At 40.4% G+C, this 23639-nt stretch carries 21 protein-coding genes; 9 read left to right on the top strand and 12 right to left on the bottom strand.

The features are described 5' to 3' along the window. Positions 1 to 65: 65 nt before the first annotated feature. The 4 genes from BLU33_RS22455 (at position 66) to BLU33_RS22440 (ending at position 3231) form a co-directional block, all read left to right on the top strand. Positions 66 to 773: a pirin family protein gene (locus BLU33_RS22455; protein ID WP_091380915.1), complete on the top strand. Its 708-nt coding sequence runs from the start codon at positions 66 to 68 to the stop codon at positions 771 to 773. Positions 774 to 867: 94 nt separating this feature from the next. Next, the gene (locus tag BLU33_RS22450) at positions 868 to 1653 is read left to right on the top strand and encodes an MlaE family ABC transporter permease (RefSeq protein ID WP_091378680.1); all 786 of its coding nucleotides are present in this window, start codon (positions 868 to 870) and stop codon (positions 1651 to 1653) included. A 1-nt stretch (position 1654) separates the two neighbouring features. Continuing rightward, complete coding sequence (locus BLU33_RS22445) at positions 1655 to 2437, top strand: ABC transporter ATP-binding protein (RefSeq protein ID WP_091378678.1); 783 nt, start codon at positions 1655 to 1657, stop codon at positions 2435 to 2437. Continuing rightward, complete coding sequence (locus BLU33_RS22440; RefSeq protein WP_091378674.1) at positions 2434 to 3231, top strand: MlaD family protein; 798 nt, start codon at positions 2434 to 2436, stop codon at positions 3229 to 3231. Before BLU33_RS22445 ends, BLU33_RS22440 begins: the two co-directional genes overlap by 4 nt. A 66-nt stretch (positions 3232 to 3297) precedes the next feature. Here the strand turns inward: BLU33_RS22440 and BLU33_RS22435 are convergent, their stop codons facing one another. From BLU33_RS22435 to BLU33_RS22420, 4 genes are read right to left on the bottom strand one after another with little or no spacing between them, the layout of a single operon-like run. Next, a complete protein-coding gene (locus BLU33_RS22435) occupies positions 3298 to 3810 on the bottom strand; it encodes a glutathione peroxidase (protein ID WP_091378670.1) in 513 nt (170 codons plus the stop codon). A gap of 39 nt (positions 3811 to 3849) precedes the next feature. Beyond that, positions 3850 to 4281, bottom strand: a complete 432-nt coding sequence (gene ybeY, locus BLU33_RS22430; protein ID WP_091378666.1) for an rRNA maturation RNase YbeY — start codon at positions 4279 to 4281, stop codon at positions 3850 to 3852. Further along, positions 4281 to 4703 (bottom strand): ATP-binding protein, encoded by a 423-nt coding sequence (locus BLU33_RS22425; RefSeq protein WP_091378663.1) that lies wholly within the window; start codon positions 4701 to 4703, stop codon positions 4281 to 4283. Before BLU33_RS22425 ends, ybeY begins: the two co-directional genes overlap by 1 nt. 1 nt (position 4704) lies before the next feature. Continuing rightward, positions 4705 to 8070 carry a DUF4175 family protein gene (locus BLU33_RS22420; protein WP_091378660.1) on the bottom strand — a complete coding sequence of 1122 codons (3366 nt, stop codon included), beginning with the start codon at positions 8068 to 8070 and terminating at the stop codon, positions 4705 to 4707. A 202-nt stretch (positions 8071 to 8272) separates the two neighbouring features. Here BLU33_RS22420 and BLU33_RS22415 point away from each other — a divergent pair, with 202 nt between their 5' ends. Next, positions 8273 to 8710 carry a MarR family winged helix-turn-helix transcriptional regulator gene (locus BLU33_RS22415; RefSeq protein ID WP_091378657.1) on the top strand — a complete coding sequence of 146 codons (438 nt, stop codon included), beginning with the start codon at positions 8273 to 8275 and terminating at the stop codon, positions 8708 to 8710. 41 nt (positions 8711 to 8751) lie between these two features. Then, positions 8752 to 10008, top strand: a complete 1257-nt coding sequence (locus BLU33_RS22410; RefSeq protein ID WP_091378654.1) for an MFS transporter — start codon at positions 8752 to 8754, stop codon at positions 10006 to 10008. A gap of 86 nt (positions 10009 to 10094) precedes the next feature. Here BLU33_RS22410 and BLU33_RS22405 read toward each other — a convergent pair whose 3' ends face one another. Beyond that, positions 10095 to 10610 carry a hypothetical protein gene (locus BLU33_RS22405; RefSeq protein WP_091378651.1) on the bottom strand — a complete coding sequence of 172 codons (516 nt, stop codon included), beginning with the start codon at positions 10608 to 10610 and terminating at the stop codon, positions 10095 to 10097. A 157-nt stretch (positions 10611 to 10767) separates the two neighbouring features. Between BLU33_RS22405 and BLU33_RS22400 the strand changes: the two genes are divergently transcribed. Together BLU33_RS22400 and BLU33_RS22395 are read left to right on the top strand one after the other, a co-directional pair. After that, positions 10768 to 11688, top strand: coding sequence for a hypothetical protein (locus BLU33_RS22400; protein ID WP_091378647.1), 921 nt, complete (start codon positions 10768 to 10770; stop codon positions 11686 to 11688). Positions 11689 to 11774: 86 nt separating this feature from the next. Continuing rightward, on the top strand, positions 11775 to 12149 hold the full coding sequence (locus tag BLU33_RS22395; RefSeq protein ID WP_091378644.1) for a response regulator: 375 nt from the start codon (positions 11775 to 11777) through the stop codon (positions 12147 to 12149). A 93-nt stretch (positions 12150 to 12242) separates the two neighbouring features. On the opposite strand, the gene BLU33_RS22390 is transcribed toward BLU33_RS22395, so the two are convergent. Further along, on the bottom strand, positions 12243 to 15194 hold the full coding sequence (locus BLU33_RS22390; RefSeq protein ID WP_172829286.1) for an outer membrane beta-barrel protein: 2952 nt from the start codon (positions 15192 to 15194) through the stop codon (positions 12243 to 12245). Positions 15195 to 15468: 274 nt separating this feature from the next. Here BLU33_RS22390 and BLU33_RS22385 point away from each other — a divergent pair, with 274 nt between their 5' ends. After that, entirely contained in the window at positions 15469 to 15741 is a 273-nt protein-coding gene (locus BLU33_RS22385) for a hypothetical protein (RefSeq protein ID WP_091378639.1), read from the top strand. Positions 15742 to 15759: 18 nt separating this feature from the next. Here BLU33_RS22385 and BLU33_RS22380 read toward each other — a convergent pair whose 3' ends face one another. The 6 genes from BLU33_RS22380 to BLU33_RS22355 all read right to left on the bottom strand — a co-directional run bounded on the left by BLU33_RS22380 (position 15760) and on the right by BLU33_RS22355 (position 23632). Further along, positions 15760 to 16980: an aspartyl protease family protein gene (locus BLU33_RS22380; RefSeq protein ID WP_091378638.1), complete on the bottom strand. Its 1221-nt coding sequence runs from the start codon at positions 16978 to 16980 to the stop codon at positions 15760 to 15762. Positions 16981 to 17115: 135 nt separating this feature from the next. Beyond that, on the bottom strand, positions 17116 to 19557 hold the full coding sequence (locus BLU33_RS22375; RefSeq protein ID WP_091378636.1) for an ABC transporter permease: 2442 nt from the start codon (positions 19555 to 19557) through the stop codon (positions 17116 to 17118). A 199-nt stretch (positions 19558 to 19756) separates the two neighbouring features. Further along, positions 19757 to 20776, bottom strand: coding sequence for an asparaginase (locus BLU33_RS22370; protein ID WP_091378634.1), 1020 nt, complete (start codon positions 20774 to 20776; stop codon positions 19757 to 19759). Positions 20777 to 20817: 41 nt separating this feature from the next. Next, positions 20818 to 21585 carry a TatD family hydrolase gene (locus BLU33_RS22365; protein ID WP_091378632.1) on the bottom strand — a complete coding sequence of 256 codons (768 nt, stop codon included), beginning with the start codon at positions 21583 to 21585 and terminating at the stop codon, positions 20818 to 20820. A 46-nt stretch (positions 21586 to 21631) separates the two neighbouring features. Further along, complete coding sequence (locus BLU33_RS22360) at positions 21632 to 22603, bottom strand: FKBP-type peptidyl-prolyl cis-trans isomerase (protein WP_091378630.1); 972 nt, start codon at positions 22601 to 22603, stop codon at positions 21632 to 21634. Between the two features lie 48 nt (positions 22604 to 22651). Next, positions 22652 to 23632 carry an FKBP-type peptidyl-prolyl cis-trans isomerase gene (locus tag BLU33_RS22355; RefSeq protein WP_091378628.1) on the bottom strand — a complete coding sequence of 327 codons (981 nt, stop codon included), beginning with the start codon at positions 23630 to 23632 and terminating at the stop codon, positions 22652 to 22654. Positions 23633 to 23639 lie beyond the last annotated feature (7 nt).

The raw sequence follows: 23639 nt of genomic DNA, 5'->3' as shown, positions 1-23639 counted from the left end.
CAAAAATACATATAATTAATATATGGAATAAAAATTGCATGTTTAAACATATAAATATAAAAGACATGGAAAAAATATATTATGCCGCCGATAAACGCGGACACAACGATATAGGCTGGTTAAAGGCAAATTTCTCTTTCAGCTTTGCTTCTTATTACGATCCTGAAAAAGTACATTTCGGTGCATTAAGGGTTTTAAATGACGATATTATTGCAGGTGGCAAAGGTTTTGGAACGCATCCGCACGATAATATGGAGATCATCACTATCCCAATTTCAGGCGCATTGGAGCATAAGGATAGCATGGGGAACATAGGCGTAATACACGCAGGTGAGGTTCAGGTAATGTCGGCAGGGAGCGGAGTTACCCACTCAGAGTACAATCACTCTAAAACAGAAGCTGCCAATACCTTGCAGATATGGCTTTTCCCCAAGGAAAGGAACATTAAACCACGGTACGACCAAAAGAACTTTACCGATGTTTTAAAGCTGAACGAGTTAACCACATTGATATCTCCGGATAAAAATGCTGATACGCTTTGGATAAACCAGGATGCAACATTCTCAATGGGCGATTTTGAAGCAGGCAAAGAGTTTACTTACGATATTAAACAACCAGGTAATGGTGTTTATGTGTTTGTAATTGATGGTGCTGCCGAAATAGACGGCACAACATTAAACAAAAAGGATGCTTTGGGTGTTTATAATACCAGTTCAATTACAATTATAACCGAAGCGAAATCCCGTTTACTCTTAATAGAAGTGCCTATGTAACAAGCCGCTGCGTTAAGCCAAGGTTAAGTTTATTTTGAACGTTAACAAAACAAATAGCTTATTATTTGTTGTAACAGACACTTAACTAACACCTATGGCAGCAGTACAGGAGCATGAGCTCACTGGCTGGAGAAAATGGTTTGCAGGCATTGGCGATCAATGCGTTTTCTTCACCAGTTTTTTTAAAAATATATTTGCGGGAGGTTTCGAGTGGTCGGAATTTGTGCGCCAGTGTTATGAGATCGGTTACCGGTCAATGATGCTGGTTGGCATAACCTCCTTTATAATGGGGGCGGTACTTATACTGCAGCTAAGGCCCTCATTAGTATCGTTTGGTGAGGAAAGCATGCTGCCCACCACTTTAGCTGTATCACTCATTCGCGAAATAGGGCCGGTGATTACCGCGCTCATCTGTTCGGGCAAAATAGCATCAAGCATAGGTGCCGAGCTGGGCAGCATGAAAGTTACCGAGCAAATTGATGCGATGGAAGTATCGGGCGCCAGTCCGCTGCAATATTTAGTGGTTACACGCATACTGGCGGTAACCTGCATGGTTCCTTTATTGACCATAATTGGCGATGTGATAGGGTTGATAGGGGGCTTTATCGCATTAAATATTACCGATAGCATTAGTTATGTATTATACTTCCATAAGTGTGTAGCCGCAATTGATTTTTCTGATTTTTTACCTGCATTTGTTAAAACCATATTTTTTGGCTTCGCCATTGGTTTTGTGGGATGCTATAAAGGTTACAATTCAAACAAAGGTACCGAGAGTGTTGGTATAGCGGTAAATTCAGCTGTTGTAACGGCCTCGCTATGGGTTTTTGTGATTGATGCCATAGCTGTTCAAATCACCAGTATATTATTTTATAAATAATATGGAAGAGGTAAAGGAACATAAAGCGCATGCAAAAACCCCTAAAAAAGGGGTGGTTATAGCTATTAAGGGCCTCAAGAAATCATTCGGTAAAAAAGAAGTGCTAAAGGATATTAACCTGGAGGTACATAGTGGCGAAAATGTGGTGGTGTTGGGTAAATCGGGCGAGGGCAAATCTGTTACTATACAATGTATAGTGGGCATGCTGGTACCCGATGGGGGTTCGTTAAAAGTTTTTGGTGATGAAGTGGCCGATATGAATGCTGAGGAACTGAAGCAATTGAGAATGAAGATCGGTTTCCTGTTCCAGAGCGGGGCGCTGTATGATTCAATGACGGTGCGTGAAAATCTGGAATTTCCGCTTACAAGGGTTTTAAAGTTGAAAGATGAGCATGAGATACAGGAACGCATAAATGAGGTTTTAGATGGCGTAGGATTGCTCGATTCGGTGGATAAATTACCCTCAGATCTATCGGGAGGCATGCGCAAGCGGATAGGTTTGGCGCGTACCCTGATCATTAAACCCGAAATAATGCTGTATGATGAGCCAACAACCGGCCTCGACCCGATAACATCACGGGAGATAAGTGAACTGATCTTATCCATGCAAAAAAAATATAAAACGACATCAATTATTATAACTCATGATATGGAATGCGCACGCATAACTGCCGACCGTATAGTGATTATGAATGATGGAAAATATATAGCTGAGGGCACATTTGAAGCCCTCCAGAAATCTAAAGACCAAATTGTAAAAGAATTTTTTAAAGATATATCATGAAAACTACCGCATCTCAAAAAATAAAAATAGGATTATTTGCCTTTACCGGCTTAGTGGTGTTGGTACTGGCCGTGTTTCTGTTAGGGAGTAAGAAAAGCCTCTTTAATTCAACATTTAATGTTTATGGCAGGTTTAAAAATGTAAATGGGTTGCGGGTTGGTAACAATGTGCGATTTGCCGGTATTAATGTAGGCGTGGTTGATGCCATAACCATTGTAACAGATAGCTCCGTAAGGGTTGACCTTACCTTGAATAACAATGTTAAGAAATTCGTTAAAACAGATTCGAAAATGAGTATTAGCAGTGATGGTTTGATGGGCGAGAAATTGATGGTTGTTGCCCCCGGGGGTGCTGATGGCGCACAAGAAGTACAAAATGGAGCACAACTGGCCACAGTAAACCCAATGGATGTTGACAAGATCATCAGTAAATTAACCGGTATTGCCGATAATGCGGGCACGCTGATACAAAACTTATCGGATATTACCGGTAAGGTAAACAGTGGCAAAGGCAGCCTGGGCCGTTTGTTGAATAATGATAAAATGGCTAATGACCTTGATGCTACTGTTAAACAGGCAAAAACCACCATGGCAAATGTGCATACAACAACCTCAACCTTAAACGAGGACCTTACAGCAGCACAGCATAACTTTTTGCTGAAAGGGTATTTTAACAAGAAGAAAAAGGCTAAAAAAGCGAAACAGGATTCAATAGCAAAGGCAAAAAACGATCAGAAAGATCAAAAAGCGCAGCAGGATTCTACTAAAAAGGCTAAGAAACAGGGAAAAGATTAAAAGATTGCCGGATAAAAGAAAAGCCACTGAATATTCAGTGGCTTTTCTTTTTAGTATGAGTTTTACTTACAACGCATTTGTAATTGCTGGATCCAATGGTTTTACTGCTGAACGGTAACGGTGGATCAGCTTACCATTTTCATCAAGCAGGAATTTTTCAAAGTTCCATTTTACTTCGCCTGTAAAATCAGGGTTTGGTGCTTCCGTCAAATATTTAAACAGAGGTGCAATATCATCGCCCTTAACACTCACTTTTTCGCTTAAAGGGAAGGTAACGTTGTATTTGCCTGTGCAAAAGCTTTTAATTTCAGCGTTAGTACCTGGTTCCTGGCCGGCAAAGTTGTTTTCAGGGAAACCAACTACTACAACTTTGTCTTTATACAGGTCTGCCAATTTTTGCAGGTCGGCATATTGCGGGGTATAACCGCATTTTGAGGCGGTGTTAACGACCAATATCTTTTTGCCTTTGTATTTGGCTAAAGAAAAGTCCTGCCCGTCAATAGTTTTTAATTTAAACTGATAAACTTCAGCTGCCGGCGTGATCAGCATTAAAGTTAAAAAGATCGCTAATAATTTCATGGCTAATTGTTTTTATAATGATGTGTTTATAACGTAAAATTAGCTATTAAAGCTTCGTCTGTTCAAATAGAAATCTTCTTTTTGTGTCATTTTATTCTTATCAGCCACCGATTTATCCGTGTAGCCCAATAAATGCAAAACACCATGTATAATTACCCGGTGTAATTCGGTTGCTTCGGTAACGCCAAACTTGGCCGCGTTATCCCTGATACGGTCTATCGATATAAAAATATCGCCGATAATTGCGCCCTCAATCTCTGAGTTATCAAAGGTTACAATGTCGGTATAAGTATCATGGTCGAGGTATTGCTGGTTTATCTGCAATAAATAAGCATCCGAGCAAAAGATGTAGGTAAGTTCTTTTAATTTATAGCCTTCGGCAAGTATAGTATCAGTTATCCATTGCCTTACCTGTGTTTTATTCTTTAGCTTATAGGCAATATCTTCTTCAAAAAACTGTATTGCAGGCATTATATCTTAAAATGAAGTTCTATTTCGTTGCCCGTGGTGTTAAATATGCACTGATCGGCAAGATGTTTTATAATAAATATACCACGGCCCGTTAAGTTCTCCAGGTTTTCAGGCGCTGTAGGGTCGGGCAAATGGGTATAATCAAACCCTTCACCTTCGTCGGTAATAGTCCATACGATGCGTTTGGATTCAACCTCAGCATTTATAATTACCTTTTTATTCGGATCCATTTTGTTGCCATGTTTCATGGCATTGATCAAAGCTTCATTAAGGCAAGTCATCATATTAGCAAAGGTATCCTCGCTGATGCCATACCTGTCTGCTATGTTTTCAATTAAATTCTCCAGTTGGGCTATACTTTCCTCTTTGGCTTGCAGCTGTAAGGTGTATAATTTGCCTACCCGAACTTTTTCCTGTTCCATACTACTTGGCATTAATTTGATCAAAGTACAAATTTATTCTTTGTTTATAATATAAGTTAAGTGCCGGAGATACCGTTCTGATCTGTTCTGTCTGTTTTGCTTTTACTTGTTGGTAATCCTGCAATGCTTTAATATACCCGGGAGGCATGTCTTTGCCGGCATGACTTTCGCGCTGCTGATCCTGTTCGCGCTGTTGGTCAGCCTTTTCCGCGTCCAGTAATCTGCTTTGAATCTGCTGTTGCCTTTTTAATGCTTCATCGGTGATTCTCTTGTTTACGAGATCGCGTTCGTTTTGTTCCATTTGCTGCGAAATTTTATCAAGATCGCCCAAACCATTCCTGCCATCTTTATTTTCGTCCTGGTTAATCTGCTGCAACATCTCCCGTATCATTTGCTGTTGCCGTGCCATTTTAGCCAACTGCTCGCTCATATTACCCTCCTGGCCATCTTTGGGAGTACCCTGACCTTGTTTTTGGCCATTTTTCCCCTGATTGCCTTGTTGTTGCATTTGCTCGCGGGCTTTTTGCATATTCTGGTTCAATTGCTGTTGCATTTGTGCCAGTTGCGCAAGGGATTGTTTTTTTCCTTTCCCTTTTCCCTGCCCATTTTTTTGCATATTCTGTAATTGTTCAAGCGCTTCACTCAACATTAGTGCCAAATTGTTCATGGCCGTCATCGCGAATTGCTGATTACCTGATGCTTCGGGTGTTTGCCGGTCGCCCAAATTAACAAGCGCTTTATCAATATGATCATTTATCCCGGTAATTTCTTTATTAACGGTTGATTGTATTTGCGGCACACGCCTGCTCAGCGCATACAAACTATCTTCGGCTGTTTTAAGATTGTCTTTTATATCTTTTTGCTTTTGGGCAAGGGTGATATAATTAGGATCGGTAGGGTTGGTGCCCTTTAGCGTTTGCATCACATTTTCCTGCTGAAAGGAGCTGTTTACCAGATTTTTAAGCAATTCGCGCAGTTCCTGTATATCTATGTTGTTTTCGGCTTCCTGGCTTTCCTCATTTTGTTGTTTCATTTTGCTGGCAAGTTGCTGCATTTGTTTGGCGGCTTGCTGTTGCGATTGCGATGCTTTTGAATTGTTATTTTTTTGCAGGTCATCACTGCTTTCCTGCATTTGCTGGGCTATATTTTTTACATCTTTCGCCGGATCTTCAAAATCCATCTTCTGCTCATTCTGATCGTTCTCCTTTTTCAGATCATCCAGCGTTTTTTTAACCTCCTGAAAATCATTGGCTACTTTTTGCTGCTCCTGCTGTGCTGTTTTTGTGTCAGTATTTGGCTGTTTATTCTGGTCGGCTAATTTTTGTTGCTGCTGCGCCAGTTGGTTAAGCTGATTGGCTGTTTGATCAAGTTTTTGATCAAATGCCAGTTTTTTGTAAAGCTCCAGCATGCGGTCGAGCTCTTTTTTCAGCGATTTATTGTCGGTTTGCATTTTCGCCAACTCATCGCGGGTAGCATCCTTTTGGTCTTTTTGTAAAAGTTGCTGCAGGTTTTGCAGCATTTGCTGGGTTTTTGGGTCGAGCACATTATTAAACAGCTTTTCCATTTCCTTTTGTTTGGCAACCATTTCCTGATCCTGCTGCTGATTTTCCTGACGGTTATATTCGGTCTTTTTGTTCTCGTTCTGTATGTCTTTTACTAAATCATCCAGATCTTTCTTTTTTTGCAGGAGGTCTTCAATCTGCTTTTTTTCATCGAATGATATGGTGTTTTTATTCAGTAAAAGCTCATTCAGTTTTTGCGAATCATGCTCCACTTGCCCCGCAATTTTTATGGCCGACTGCATTTTTTGCTTAACAGACTGTGTACCGGCATTTAATTGCTCATTCAACTGCTTAGCATCCGGTACATTAAGTGTATGCTCGGGTGAGCGCACGCTTTTTGGGCCGTTAACACCATCATTATCGGCAACCTCAAAAAAGTAAGTCACCTGGTCGCCGGGTTTTATGCCCAGGTCCTTTAAATTCCAGTAGTAAAAGAAATCGGCCTGTGTTTGGCTCAGATCGGCCTTAACGGGTAGCGTATACAAACGCGCCTTACCGGTTTCATTCTCGCCGGGCGCTCCAACTTTGTAATGAAAAACCAGGGATGAAAAACCGTGATCGTCCTGTATCTTACCCGTAAAATAAAGCGCCTTCATGCTGATGGAATCAGGCTTTTCCTCAATAGAAATTGTAGGAGGCTCATCCGCTATTACATTAATACGATAGCTGGCCGAATCGCTGTTTTTAACAGAGGTGTTGAGCGGATTTATTTTGTAAACGGTGTTTTTAAGGATTTTTTCATTATGCTCAAACAGATCGTGCCCGCTTAAACCAAGCGCTTCTGTTTTATTATCCATAGAAAAAACCATCCCGGTAGCATTTTGAGTATGGAATTGCCAGTTTACAATAGTTCCTGCCGGGATGGTAAGATCACCTGCATTTGGGAGTGTTTCATTTTTTTTATGCAGATAGGCGGGGTAGGTTAAACGCACATCAAAATGTAACAATGACGGGCGCAGGTTAACTTTGATCTCATAGGATGCTGATGTAAAGCCATTAGCCGTTAACTTAAAAACCGTATTCTGTTGCAAATTGCTGAACAGGTATTGAAAGCGGCTTATATTCTGTTTATCAAGCTTGAACGTATTATTCGCGGTTTCTACATAGACATCGGCTGGGAGTTTATCGCCTTCCAGCTTCAGATCGAGTTTAAAATCCTGACCTTGCACTACGGCTAAGGAGTTGTTTAAAACAACAAATTTAAAGGGTGCAACGGGCGCGAAATATTCATTATGCCTTAACAGCCTTTTAGTGCTCTCGGTCAAAACCGATGGCGCCGCCAATGCTATAACACAAATCAATGCTACCGGGGCTATTATCCATTTAAGGTATTTGCTATTTTCCTTTATGTTTATGGCCGATGGGAAGCTGACCGGTTTTAAGAGTTCTATTTTTTGATCAATACTGGCCTCTATCAGCGCGCGGTGGCGTTCATCAACAATAGCTTGTTTTTTAAGTTGAAGCGTGTTGAGTAGTTTATCATTAACGCCGCTAAAGTGTTTGCCAATAATTTCGGCTGCTTCATCATGGGTTAGAGTTTTGCCCAATTTTAGCCATGCCAGTAATGAAGGGATTACCAGCCAGCCAATCAGGCCCAGGTTTAGTACGATAAAAAAGTAAAAGAGGATGGTGCGTAATATCACGCTGAAATTGCCGAAATATTCGCTCAGGGTGATAACTACATATGCTGAAAATAAGCCCGCTCCTAAAAAGATCAATCCCCGCAAAAGATTATTCAAATAATACTTCCGTATAAAGGTGTTGATCTTGCCAATTAAAAGCTCATAATTTTCAGTAGCATTCATTTGTCAGCACATTTTCGCAGGTTATAACATTAAACGGAAAACCCGCCGTAATGATACATGTAGAGGTTCAAGATAATAAAATTTATGGCCAACATAAAATAACACAAAATTTTTATAACAATAGGATGATAATGGCTGTAAATGGTTATAAAAACAAGCCGTATATTTGTAAGGCAAACTTATTAGTATAACTTACTATAATATGAGTAACGAAAAAGATTTTCAGTATGTATCAGACTTGCGCACCGTTGTAACAAGGCTGATAAAGAAATTGCGCAGAGAATCGATCACTGCGCAGCAGCTTTCGCTTACCGAGCGCTCAACATTGGGCTTACTATTACAGCATGGCGGTTTATTGCCAAGCGAACTAGCCTCAATGGAAAAGATCACCAACCAATCCATGTCGCAAATATTGAGTCATCTTTTGGAGGAGGGGTTGATCCTCCGCACAAACTCAGAAACCGATAAGCGGAAAGTAGTTATATCGTTAACCGTAAAAGGCGAGCAAACCATATTAAAGATGCGTAGCGAAAGGGATGAATGGCTGGAGAAGGCCATTAATGCAACCTGCACAGCCGAAGAACAGGAAATACTAAAACAGGCTATTGCACCACTAACCAAAATAGTTGATTTTGAGTAAGGGCGCTTAGCTTATCGAATAATTATAAATAGAGGGTGATAATGAACATAAGTACATTCAGAGCATTTAAAAGCAGAAATTACAGATTATATTTTGGCGGTCAATCCATTTCATTGATAGGAACATGGATGCAGAAAACCGCGGTAAGCTGGGTTATATATTCGCTTACACATTCCACATTTATGCTGGGGCTTACACTTTTTGCGAGCCAGTTCCCATCATTTTTATTTTCATTGCTGGGCGGTGTGGTGTCAGACAGGTACAACCGCTACCGGGTACTGCTTACCACGCAGGTGGCATCAATGATACAGGCTGTTTTATTAACCATACTCATATTCTCCAAACATTACGTGGTGTGGGAAATATTGGCACTGAGCGTAGTTTTAGGTATAATAAATGCTTTTGATGTACCGGCAAGACAATCATTGGTTTATGAAATGATCGAAGATAAGAATGATCTGCCCAACGCGCTTGCCCTCAACTCATCAATGGTAAATCTTTCCCGCCTTATCGGCCCGGCAATAGCGGGTATAGTATTGGAGAACCTGGGCGATGGTGTTTGTTTTTTAATGAATGCCTTAAGTTTTGTTGCGGTTATCATCTCCTTATTACTGATGAAGCTGCCAAAATATATTAATAAGCCACACCCTAAAAACGTATTTGGCGAACTTAAGGAAGGCTTCAGCTATATTAAACGCACCCCTGAAATATCATTTATACTGATAATGCTTATGCTGGTGAGCTTATTTGTGTTGCCATACAGCACGTTGATCCCGTTTTATGCCAGGGATGTTTTTAAGGGCACGGCATCAACCTTTGGTATTATTGACAGCTTTATTGGGCTGGGCGCATTTGCCGGAGCAATATTTCTAGCGTCACTTAAACCGGGGCATAACCTTAAAAAAATATTGGGAATAAATACACTGGTATTTGGCGCAGGCCTTGTACTGTTCTCGCATGAGCATAATTATATATTGGCGTTGATATTTTCAGCAGTTGCAGGTTTTGGAATGATGTCGCAGATTACGATCAGCAATACGGTTATACAAACTTCATCAGATATCAACATGCGGGGCCGGGTTATCAGCTTTTACGCAATGGCATTTTTCGGGATGCAGCCTTTGGGCGGTTTGCTTATTGGCAGTATATCTAAATGGATAGGCACCACCAATACGGTATTGGGCGAAGGGGTTATCGCATTAATGATAGGCCTGCTGCACCTGCGCTTTTTACATAAGGCTAAAATGAAGAAACGCGATGAACAGTTATTAAACCAGTCGGTAATAAGTGCGGCTTAAAAAAAATAAAGCATAATAAATACGATATAATACAAAAGTCCCGGGTTTAATTACCCGGGGCTTTTTGCTGCTATGTGTTTGTTATATTATGCTTTCGCGCGGCGTATAGGGTGTTTAACACCATCGCGACGTGCTTCGCGGGCATCTTTTTTAAGGTCTTTTTTAGCGGTAGCTACATCTTTCTGATCAGCTTGGGCTGCGGTAATATCACCTGCCTTTACAGCTTTTTGTTCGGCTACTTTATCTGCTTTTATGTCTTTTACATCTGTTTTTACAGCTTTTTCATCACTTTTCTTGATCTGTTTTTCAGCTGTTTTAACAGGATGGGCTATACCTTCGCTTTTTAAGGTTTGCTTATCGGCTTTGATATCGGCCTTGTCGGTTTTAGCGGCGGCAATGTCGGCATCTGCAGCAGTTAAGTTACCTTTTTTAATGGCCTGTTTTGCATCGGCTTTTTTGTTGTCATAAGCACGCACATCCTGGCGAAGATCTTTCATCTGCACTTTTTCGGCCGGGGTTTTTGTTGGGGCTGGGGTAGTTGTTTGAGCAAATGCAGCTGCTGACAATAAAATGCCGGCTGCAATTAATCCTAATGTCTTCATGTTTTTTTATTTAGTTTATAATTGTTTTCATCTATGACATAAGCTGATATATAATAGTTTAACCAAATAATATTTATTTTTCATTAAACTATTGCATATTATGCAGTCAAACTAAATATTATTTATTAATAAATATCTTACCAGTTAAACCCCTATTATGATTAAAGCCCCTTACAAATTATTTTTTATGGCGATAATGTTCTTTTTAGCCGCCAATGGCTACAGTCAAACATTGCCTGATAGTTTAAAAGCCACCCTCAATAAAGCCTTAAATGATACGGTAAAAAAGAAATCATCCATTAAAGTTGGTGCCAATTATACAAGTAATAATGTATTTATGGGGCGAACAGGCCTTACAACAACGCCAATTATCTCACCCGATATTAAGTACACACATAAATCAGGGCTGTATGTTTCCGGTACTTTAGATTATCTGCCGGATAATAAAAAAAATAAAGTAGATGGGGGCGATGTTTCAGCGGGCTATGAGTTTGATATAACTGATAGTTTTTCGGGCGATGTATCATACACTAAATTATTTTACAGTACTAACAGTACACAAATAGGCTCGTCCATGAGCAGTACCTTCAATGCTAATTTTGATTATGATATCAGCGATATTATTACCCCATCCATCAGCTTTGATTATGATATAAATAAGCAGGGTATTAACAATGATGCTTTTTTAGCGTTCGACATATCGCACGATATTGTTTTTGAGAAAATATTTGCGGCGAAGGATTTTATATTTATTTCGCCAACTATAACGGTAAATGCCGGAACACAGAATTTTTATGATGCCTTTTTAACACAAAAGGTTTTCAAAAAGGCAAAAAAGGAAGCGGCACAAACCGCATTGATCAATAAGTTTGAACAGAATGTAGATCAATTTAAACTGCTTGATGATGAACTTTCAATGCCTGTGGAATACAAGATTAATCATTTTATTTTTAGCTTTATACCAACCTATGCAATCGTTGAAAATGAGTTTAAATCGGCAGCAATTGCAAAAGAATTGGGTGTACCTGAAAAACCTTCAGTATTTTATTTTACAGCAGGAGCGGCATTAAAATTCTAAAGTCTGAATAATTATTTATGCAGATAAAACATTTGTTTCTTTTATAAGTTATATATAGTTTCACAGGTATACTACTATACATACTGATGAATAAAACAGGTAAAAAAATTATCATTTTTGATGACGATGAAGACATACTTTCTATCTGTAGTTATATTTTAGAAGAACAAGGCTGGGAGGTATTTACTTTCACCAATTGCAATAATATTGTTGACAGGGTTTCGGGTATTTTACCGGATGTGATACTGATGGATAACTGGATCCCTGATGAAGGCGGTATCATGGCTACCCAATCACTTAAGATGAATGAGGCCTTAAAAGCTATACCGGTTATTTATTTTTCGGCAAACAGCGACATCCAATTGCTTGCCAACCACGCCGGTGCTGAAACCTACCTGGCAAAACCATTCGACCTTGAAGATCTTGAACAGGTTATAAACACTGTATTAATAAAACAATAGCGACAATATTTAAGACGTAAAGTATTATGTCTCTACGAAAAAGCTCACATGATAAAATCATGTGAGCTTTTTTATGTTCCGTTAAAGGGAGTGTTATTCCGGTCCGCCGCCAAAGCCACCACCACCAGGGCCGCCGCCACCGGGACCGCTGCCAGGTCCACCACCGCCGCCTTCTCTTCTGAAACCACGAGGGCTATCTTGCTGAACAGGCGCTTTACCCGCGAATTTTTGCAGCCTTATAGTAAAGGTTGCCAGGTAATAACGTGAAAGACGATTGGTCTGCGTTTCGGTAAATGAACTTACCGTTGAAGTTGTTGAAAAAGCAGTGTTTTCATTAAATAAATCAAATACCGACAAGCGTAAGGTAGCGCGATTGCCTTTTAAGAACCGGCGCTCCAGGTAAACATTTAAAATGTTAGGGTTGGTAATGTTTAAGGTTGAGGCATAGCCATAGTTAAATTGTTTTGAATAATCGTAGCTGAAAGTCCAATCGCCAAAATAGTTTTTGCCATTAGCGCCCAGTGTCCAGGTGCGCACGTTTGAAGTACCTTCGGTTAAAGCGTTCTCAACAGAGTTGTTTGTGTGGTTTACAGCATAGTTTGTTATAGCCTGGGCATCAATAATATTGGTAAGATCAACCCTGAACTTTAAGCCAGGTGTGTACTGTATGTTCTTTGATACGTTCTTTTCAGTTGTCTGCGCGTATGTTGTTGAATCAACACTGGTTAAATAACCGATAGAATTAGTATAGGTTATAGCACCCGTAAGCGATAAGGTATATTTACGGTTATCCCACGGTTTAGCGTATACTACATTAGCCGAGGTGGTGTAATAGCCATCGGCATTTACGTATTTTGTTAATGTGGTGTTTGCAAACCGTGGATCGGGCGTATAAGTACGCGGATAGGTTACCGTATTGGTAGTTATATAATTGCTTATCTGCTGAAAATTCAAGCTTGTGAACAATATATTCCCTGTACTAAAATCAAAGGAATTGTATCTTATCCACACGTTGTTTGTAAACTGTGGTTTCAAATCGGGGTTGCCTGAAACCGGGTATAACGCGTTTGAGAAATCGGTAACAGGCTGTAATTGCGAAAAGCTTGGTGAAGAACTTGAGCCATTATAGTTAAACATGAAGGTGTGGCTCCGCGAAAAGTTGTATATGAAGCGTACTGTAGGTATAATGTTAAAAGTGGTAACATGTGTTGTTGCTCCTGTTTGTGGCGAATTGCCATCCAATACGGCTGGCTGTGCTGCCAAACCTAAGGTATAGTTGTATTTCTTTTCAATAAAGCGATAATTTAAGCCAAAGCGGTTGGTCATAAATGTAAAATTATACCGGTTGCTTAAAGCGCTATCGGGTGTAAAAAAGGCAGACGGGGGCAGCACTGAACTGGTATCGGCTGTTTTATCATTTGTTGTTGACGCGTAATTGAAAGCGTAATTTACTTCCAGATAATCGCGGCGGCCTATTGGTGATAGATATGATAATGTTGTACCCACGCTGTTTGTACGGCTATAGGTAGTGATCATCTGATCAACCGGAGCAGTTGGTATGCCTGCATAAACATAGGTTGGGTTTTGGTATTGATTGCTTGTGGTTGAACCTAAGGTAACATAGGCGCTGAAATTGTGGCGATGCTTAAACTTATGATTATATAAAACATTCAATCCAAAATTTGGTGCCGATGATGTTGCATAGGTGTTTGAAGTGTAGGCAGAGGTGGTGTCTCCCTTTCTTAATAAAGCAACTGTTTCATTTTCATTAGTATTTACACTCGCATATGAAAACGTAGGTGTTATTTTAAAATAGTTACTGGTATCAGGTGTATATTCCATATTCCACGTTAAGCGGTGGTTAATATTCCTGTCGGTTTCATTACTGTTTTGGTTGTTAACACTTGGATTTACCGGCGAAAGATTTTGCTGAATGTTTTCGGTTATGGTATTAACAGTATTATCGGCAAAACTGTAGCTGCCGTATACAGCAAGATGTTTACCCCACTGATCGCGGAAGTTTGCACCTATTGAATGGGCGTCGGTAAGGCCATTTTGGCTGGTTATCAGGCTCCCTGAACTCATAGCGGCACGGGCTGCATTTCCACGGCCGCCACCTCCGCCACCTCCGCCAAAACCACCTCCTCCGCCACCGCCGCTGGTTGAGCCAAAAGAAAAGGTATTAACGTTAGTATTATTGATGCTTCCTAAAACGGCAATTTGCTGATCGCCATTAAAAATAAAACTATTTAGTGTGCCCAAATAACGGTTTGCGTCAGGTACTCCATCAGCTTTAGGCAACATGTCTTCACCATCGCCTCCGGTAGCCTGCAAGGTGTAGCCATAGTTCCTGTCTTTACGGATAGTGATGTTCATGATCTTATCCGGGTCGCCGGTTTTAACCCCGGTTAAATTTGCCTGATCGCCATAATCATCAATCATTTGTATATTTTCAACCACATCGGCCGGTAAATTTTTGGTGATTGATTGTACATCGCCACCCATAAAGTCCTTTCCGTTTATACGTACTTTGGTTACCTGTTTGCCTTGTGTGGTGATATTACCATTTACGTCAACATCAACGCCAGGCAGCTTTTTAATTACATCCTCAACAGGGGCATTATCCCTTACTTTATAAGCGCTGGCCTTGTATTCGGTAGTATCTTCCTTAAAGGTAACCTCGTTAACACCATGTATGGTAACCTGCTGCAAAACATTTGATTCTGTTTTTAATATGATGTTGCCCAGCATCATTGGCGCGGTGCTGTTATCAAGTGTATAATGTTTTTTTATAGCCTGGTAGCCTATGGAGGTTATGCTTAATGTGATCTTAGTGCCATTTACACCTGCAAAAACAAATTTACCGGCATTGTCAGCAGCTGTAACGGTGCTGTCGCCCTTGTCTGATACCAATTTTATTATTGTTCCGGGAATGGATTGTTTTGTTGAATCAATAATAGTTCCATGTACTTCGCGGCCCGTTTGGCTAAAAGTATATGTAGCTGTAAAAAAAATAAGTGATAATATAAGTAAAAACGGTTTCATAAGTTTTTCTTGCTGCGTTTGGGTTATAAATACACGCATAATACGCAAAGGTTGCATTTATAAGTTTTAATTGACTAATAATCATAGCATTGTTACATATCCACTATAAAAGCGAACATATAATGGTCTTTTTTGTCATAATAAAATGACGTTGACTGTAACTGCAAGAAAGACAGGGGTTTTGCACTGTAAGTGTTAACAATTGTGTGTAAATCTTTACTAAAGGTTGAAACAAGTATATTTATTTTTCGTTTAAAAAATAAAACATTAACCTATGAACAACATTCGGCCAAGTCTGCACTCAAAAGTGCATAGATGGATTGATAGCATTGGGTTCAGCCTAAATGCATCACAAACCAACACAAAAGACAATATAACAACCAACCATTATTTTTTTGAAACCTTTAATTTTTTCGAAAAAGCAAAAAATAATGATGTTAAAAATTCACAGTTTTTGTGTTTTGATATGTATGGAGAAAAAATGAATGTAAGATCGTTACTTGATCTTCAAACCGCTTTTTTTGAAAACATCAGTCAGCTTAAATAGCAATATGTTGGCTTGCTGTTAAATTCTCCGCTTTAAGGTAATGATCACCTGGTCGTATTTGTTATCGTGGAAAATTTCAAGTAAGATAGTCCGTTCATCTTTCGATTTAAATAGAGCATCAATTTCCTCAAGGTTCATTTTTGAAACCGCTCTGAAATTTATAGTTACAATCTCGTCACCCTTTTCAAGCCCGATTAAATCACCTGCTGAACCAGGCTCAACCCGGCTGATGATTACGTGCTGGTAATCGGTACCGGTGGCATAATATTCCAGGCCACTCATATCATGTTCATAGGGTTCTTTGTAAAGGAAGCCCGGTTTTAAGTACATCGCATTATTGGTGTAATCAAAAATCACATCAAATTTTTTAAGCAGACCAATACCCAGGTTGCCATCACGCGGTACGCTGGTAACAATTTCCGTTTTTGTATCATCAGGAAATGAGGCCAGCACATTTTTTATCTTGTACCGGCCAATATCAACCTCGTTTATCCGGCTTATGAAACCATCAATTGGCCCGTTTAAGCCTATACCTAAATTGGCGGCAATAAATTTTTGAGGCAGGCCATTGTTCTTTATCATGTGTTCAATGGAAATTGGGTGACCGGCGCCAATATCAATCACCAGTTTACTATCAACCATTTTATCGTTGGGGTAAAGGATGTTGGCCTGCATATAAGGTTTTCTATCTTCAATAGTGATGGGTATCTTGTTGGCATGTCTGTAGGCATGAAGATCTTTAGGCCTGCAAATATTCAGTGTGCTATCGCCGAAATTAAGTTTAACAGCCAGGTTATTAAAAAACTCATATCCTAATAAACCATGTATATGCATACCTGCATAGTTCGACAAGCCGAAATAATCCGTTTTTAGTATGGCCGCGCTAACATTATAGCTATCAAGTCCTTGTATGTCTACATTTAATACTGGTGTAACGTAGGCCTCCGCATCATCACCGGCACCCAGACCGGGGATCTTTATGGTGCGTTTTGAGGTGAGACTAATGGAATCAACCAATGATGGTTGGGTTATTACCATAAGGCCAACCCCGGTATCCAATATAAAGTTATACGGCCCGGTATTGTTTATTTTTAAGGGGATGATGATCATGTTCCGCACTATGCGGAAATGAATAGTAACATGTCTCTTGTTTGGCCGCAGATCGAAATACTGCGCTTTTGCTGATAAAAAGCAATAGCACAGAAACACACACAAGCATATAGCACGCAGCAGTTTCATAAATAATGAACATGGTTGAGGAAACCGGATCTATAATCAGTACTTAAATTTACGTAATTAAACCGGTATTAAACAAGTGTTTACAACGCTGGGGTTGTAAACACTTGTTTAGCCTAAACAGTATGTACTATGAAATTACTCTGCCTTTAAACTTTTTACAGGATTGGCACTGGCGGCTTTAATGGTTTTAAATGCAATGGTACAAAAGGCAATAATAACTCCCGCGGATAATGATGCGGCAAACATCCACCAGCTCATATTTATGCGGTAGGCGAAACCGTTGAGCCACTTGCTCATATAATACCAGGCAAGCGGCAATGCAATTACGTTGGCTATTAGCACCAGCTTAAAATACTGGCTATAAAACAGCATTACAATGTTGGTAACACTGGCGCCTATTACCTTGCGAATGCCAATTTCCCTGGCTTTTTGACTCAGGGTGTAGGTTATGAGTCCCAATATGCCCAGGCACGATATGAGAATGGCTATAACCGCAAACGCGCCCATCATTTGTTGCTGATGCGCATCCTGGTCATAATCATAACTAAAGGCTTTGTTCATAAAGCCATAATTAAAGGGAACATCAGGATATATCTCCTTCCATTTTTGGGCAATGAATTTTATAGATGCAGGGGCATTTTTGCCTTTAATTTTTGCAATAACCGTTGTAAAACGATTGGGATTAGCTGCAATAATACCTATAGGCCCAATAGCCGAGTGCAGCGAAAAGAAATGATAATCCTTAACCACACCCACAATTTTGTAAGTGTATATTTTCCCATCGCGCAAATGAGAGATATAATGGCCGGGTGCGGTATAGGGGTTTAAGCCATATTGCTTTACGGCTTGTTCGTTCAACACTATTTCACGTCCTATATCGCTCACTTCCATATCTTTTGCAGGATCACTCTTGCCAAAGATTGCAGCACTGAAATTGCCGCCCGAAATGAATTTAAGGTTGAGCGTTTTTATATAATTCTCATCAGCAAAGTCAAGGAAAACATCGTGCTTGTCATTTACCGTTTTTTCTGCCGGATAAAAATTCATATCCCCGGATATTAATGGGGCCGTTGCGCCTGTTACACTTTGAAAGTTTGGATTACCGGCAAGCTGACTAATGAAATAAGCATTGCTGTTTGTTGACTGATTGCCGCTAAAATAAATGGTTAACTGCTGATCCTGATCAAAGCCGGGTTTGGAGTTGATCATAAAATGCAGCTGGTTCCAGATAACTATAGTGGCAAAAACAAGGCAGGTTGAAATAATGAATTGTACCGACACCAATACCTTGCGTAAGTTAAACATACCAGCAGAATCGCTTACTTTGCCCTTTAATACTTTCACAGGTTTGAATGCCGATAGATAGAGCGCAGGATATAAGCCCGCTAACAGGCCCGTGAATAAGGATATCAGCAGCAGCCATAAAATAAGGCTTCTGTTCTCTGGTGCAAAAAAGGATAATGATTGCCCGGTAAGGTTGTTAAATGCAGGTAAAAATAGAAAGCCAAGCCCAATAGCAACCATAAGCGCGAGTACGCTTATGGCAATGGTTTCTATCATAAACTGATAGCGTATGGATGATTTACCTGCCCCCATAACCCGGCGCACACCAACTTCGCGGGACCGGTCAACAGCTTGGGCGGTTGAGAGGTTCATGTAATTAATGCAGCCTAAAAGTAATATAGCCAGTGCAATGCTACCCAACAGGTATAAATAGCTTAAGTTGCCCTGCTTAGCCTCCAGATAACTTTGATACGCTGATGAATGCAAGTGAATATCAAGCAACGCCTGGAGTGAGTTGCTTAGTTTTGTAGCGGTGGATTTCAGATCGGGACCGGCATGCCTTTGGGTATAGGCATTCAGTTCGCTTATTACATGCTGCTTATTGCTGCCGGGTTTTAGCTTTATATAGGCGTAATAATTAGGATCGGTAACCCAGTTAATTTTAGCGGCAATACTTTCGTGCACGCCATTGCTATTGTTTGATGCAAAGAAATCGGCTCCAAAATGGTTGGTGAAATCGTTTTTAAAGACCCCGGTAATGGTATAAATATTATCACCGGCTTTTAATGGCTTGCCGATAGGGTATTTATCGCCAAAAAGCTTTTGTGCCAGCGGTGCTGATATCACGATAGTATTAGGTGCCAGCAAAGCTGTTTTGCGTTCGCCCTGTAGAAAATGAAAGGAAAAGATGTTGAAAAACGATGGATCGACCCAATAGCCATTATCAACAGTAAATGGGGTAGATGCTGAACTATCCTTTACCTGTACAATGCAGGTACATTTGGAGGCATCCAATCGGCTTGCCTCATCAATTTCAGGGATTTCGCTTTTCAGATAGGTAACATATGGCATGGATACCGTAGGGGCCTTACCGCCATCATTAAAATTGGTGGTTATGCGGTAGATATCATTGCTATTATCAAAACCCTTATCAAAACTTATATCGTGCTGAAAGAATAGGAATACCAAAGCGCAGCATGCCAAACCTATCGACAGGCCTAAAACATTAATTGCAGTAGTTGTTTTACGTTTCCACAGATTGCGCAACGCCAGTTTCAGGTAGCTTTTGAACATAATGCCTAAGGTTATAGGCAAAAATAGGCGGATTGTGGTAAAGTAGTAGGTGTGAGGGGTTTATTTAACAGAATTTAACGGAGAACTGTTGAAAAAGGTGGGTGTCACACTGAGGCACTCGAAGTGTGAGCGTAAGACCTTTACCAACATGCTTCGAGTGCCTCAGCATGACCTAACGCACTTTGTATTCGGGATTACCTTACGATACCGTAATTTCCCCGCGCAAATCGGTTTCCAGCCATTCTTTTACCAATAGCGGATCATCAGTTTGGGCCAGCAGGTACATCATTTTGGTAACGGCGGCTTCATAGGTCATGTCATAACCATTAGCTACGCCAATATCCTTTAACTGCTTGCTGGTTTCGTATCGGCCCAATTCAACAGTACCTACTTTACATTGCGAAATATCAAGGATCACCTTGCCGCTGTCGATGGCGTTTTTAAGCAGATCGGTAAACCATTGCTCGGTAGTGGTATTACCCGCGCCGAATGTTTCCATAACAATACCGCGTACATCGGCAGTTAGAATGGTTTCAACCACTTTAGGGCTTATGCCGGGGTACAGTTTAAGTACGGCTATATCATTCACTAAATTTCTGTGAACTATCATCGGGCTATCGGCTGGCTCCCTGATGTCATTAGTGCTAAACCTCAAGTGAACGCCAGACTCAGCCAGGATAGGATAGTTAGGAGAACGGAAAGCTTCGAATTTTGATGAATTATATTTGAATGAACGGTTCCCCCTGAATAATTTATAGTCAAAATAGATACAAACCTCCGGTACACGGGCGCGGTCATTCTTTTTGGCATTGGCAATTTCAATGGCCGTCATCAGGTTTTCCTTGGCATCCGTCCGGATTGCGCTGATAGGCAACTGTGATCCGGTAAAAATTACCGGCTTGGCCAAATTCTCCAGCATAAAGCTTAAAACGGAGGCCGTGAATGACATGGTATCCGAGCCATGCAAAATTACAAAGCCATCAACCTTATCATAATTTGATTCGATCAAGCCGGCCAATTCGCTCCATATCTCGGGATTCATGTTTGATGAATCGATGATCTTATCGAAAGAGTGTACCTTAATTTTGCAGTTTAAACGGTCGAGCTCTGGCACATTGTCCATTATTTGCTCAAAATTTATGGGTTTGAGCACCTTTGTAGTAGGGTCGCTCATCATACCTATTGTCCCACCGGTATAGATGATCAGTATTTGGCTCATTAATATATAATAATGCTAAAAATCAAAAATCTGTTAAATAATTACACACCAAAAATCTGTATTGAATTTGCCGTAGTTATCTCAGCAACGGTTTCAATTGGTTTTTGATACAGCTCCGCAACCTTTTGGGCAACGTATATTAAGTACGAACTTTCATTAGGTTTACCCCGGTACGGAACCGGCGTAAGGTACGGAGAATCCGTTTCTAAAACGATATGCTTTAGATCAATTTGAGGTAAAATTTTGTCTAAACCGGCGTTTTTATAGGTAATAATGCCGCCAATACCCAAATAAAAGCCCAATGCTATTACTTTTTCGGCCTGCTCAAGCGTGCCGCCAAAGCAATGGAATATGCCGCGCAGATCATCGTCTTGTTCCTCTACCAACACATTATACACCTCGTCAAAAGCATCACGACAGTGAATAACAATAGGCAGTTTTAATGATTTTGCCCAGGCTATCTGTTTTTTAAACGCGAGTATCTGTTCGCTTAAAAAAGTTTTATCCCAGTAAAGATCTATCCCAATTTCGCCAATGGCATATATTTTATTGTCGCCATGCGCATTCATGATGGTATTGAGCTCTTCCTCCCAATCTGCTTTTACTGAGCAGGGGTGAAGGCCAAGCATGGGGAAGCAGTTAACAGGGTAGGCCGCGGTAAGCTCAAAAACCTTTGCTACTGAATCAGTATCTACATTGGGTAAAAACAGGCGGGTGATGCTGTTATCGTTACAGCGTTGTATAAGTTCTGCACGTTTTGTATCATCAGTTTCATAATACAAATGAGTATGCGTATCGGTAAGTACCATGGTGCAAAAATAAAAAAGTCCCCCGGGTAATCGGGGGACTTTTTTATTAACTTTTCTTTTTGGCCGTTGTTGCCGTTTTCTTTTTGGCTGCAGGCTTTTTAGTCGGTGCAACCGCGGCATGTGGTATTGGCTTAACTGCTACCAGTTCCACATCGAATACTAAGGTGCTGTATGACGGTATTACATCGCCCTGGCCTTGTTCGCCATATGCCAGGCTTGATGGTATAACAAATTTGGCTTTAGCGCCTGTGTTTAATAATAAAAGACCTTCGTCCCAACCTTTTATAACCTGGCCGGAGCCTACCACAAAGCTTATTGGCTCATAAGTGCGGCCTTCCTGCAATAAACCAGCCTTATCGGCAACAGCCGCAATGCTGGTATCGAAAACCTGGCCGTTAAGTAAATGGCCGGTATAGTTTACCAATACGGTATCGCCAGCCCTTGGTTTTGGTTTAATAGATTGCTTAAATACTACGTATTTTAGGCCCGAGGCCGTAGTTTTCATAACCAGTTTATTGCTGGTAATATATTTATTTGCGTCAACCGCTTCAGCTGCTTTTATTTTTTCAAGCTCAGCGTTTCTTTCAGCAATGGCATCATTTAACGACTGTACTTTTACAATTTTCATGTAAAAGTTAAAAAAGCTGCCTGCCGGGAAAAACGGGGGCCTACTATTTTCATGGCCTTTAAATACTGAATCGGCAGGTATTTTTACCAGTAAGCTATCACCTGTTGTTAATAATGGAAAAATCTCCATCATATCGGTAACATTTTGGGTTGGCTGTACTTTTACCTGTACCGGGTGCCCTAAAGCATAGGTGCTGGAAAGTAATGAATCCTTATCCGTTTTTTGGATGATCTGCAAGGTTATTACATCATCATTCTTTATTCTGTCACCCGTATTGTGCGTAAAAAGTGTGTATAATGCGCCCTGCGATGTACGTTGTAAATCATTTTGCGCATTTGCAGTAATTGAAAATGCACAAAAAAGTATAATACTATAAATATATTTTTTCATCTGAAAACAAAAAGCCTTCCCGCTTTAACGGAAAGGCTTATTAAAATGTTATTTTTTAACCGGTGCTTGTGCCTGAGGCATCATAGGCATTTGTGGTTTTGGAGCATTTGGGTTTGGTTTGATGATATCAATGATCTCAACATCAAACGCGATAGGTGTGAATGGGCCAATAATTGATACACCACGCTCGCCATAAGCAAGGCTTGATGGTACAACCAGGGTAGCTTTTGAACCTTTGTTTAACAATAACAATCCTTCATCCCAACCTGCAATAACTCTTTTTTCGCCAACAGGAATATGGATAGGTTTGTATTGACGCATCGGGTCAACCTGCATTTTCTCTTTGGTTGCTGTATCTTTTACTGAAGTATCAAATACTTTACCATTAAGTAAACGGCCGGTGTAATTAACCACTACAGTATCGCCAACAACTGGTTTTGGTCCAGTTCCTTGTTGTGTGATCTGGTAGTATAAAGTATCAGCAGTTTGCGTAACGGTTAGTTTTTGGTGAGCAATGTATGCTTTAATTTTAGCAGGCTCTTGTTGTTTAAGTACTAAGCCTTGTGATTTTATAAAATCAGCAACACGGCCTTGAAACACCTGGTCGGTAAGGTTACCTTTTGCAATTACTTTTTCAATTTTCAAGGTGTAGATAATCCAGTTGCCTTTGAAGCCCGGAGGTTTTTGCTGTCCTTTTTTAAACATTGAATCAGCCGGGATCTTGATAGCAGCGCTATCACCTTCAGCTAATTTTGCAAGGCCGGTAAATATATCGCCTTTTGTTTGTGGCTTTTGAGCAGCCATTTGCATTTGGCGGCCAGCCTCATAGCTACTGAATAAGACAGAGTCGCCATCGGTTTTTACTATCAGGTTAAGGCTTACAAAATCGCCGGGTTGTATAGTTGGGTTTCCTTTAGTTGTATATATATCATACAACAACCCTCCATCAGCCTTTTTAAATCCGCCATTGCAGCTTGCTAATCCTAGTCCCAGTGATGCAAGAGCTAAAAACATTAAGTTTTTTTTCATTTGATTT

The sequence above is a fragment of the Mucilaginibacter mallensis genome (genome assembly GCF_900105165.1).
Taxonomy (GTDB): domain Bacteria; phylum Bacteroidota; class Bacteroidia; order Sphingobacteriales; family Sphingobacteriaceae; genus Mucilaginibacter; species Mucilaginibacter mallensis.
Note: the sequence above shows the minus strand (reverse complement) of the source record. Positions and strands in the feature narration are given on the sequence as shown.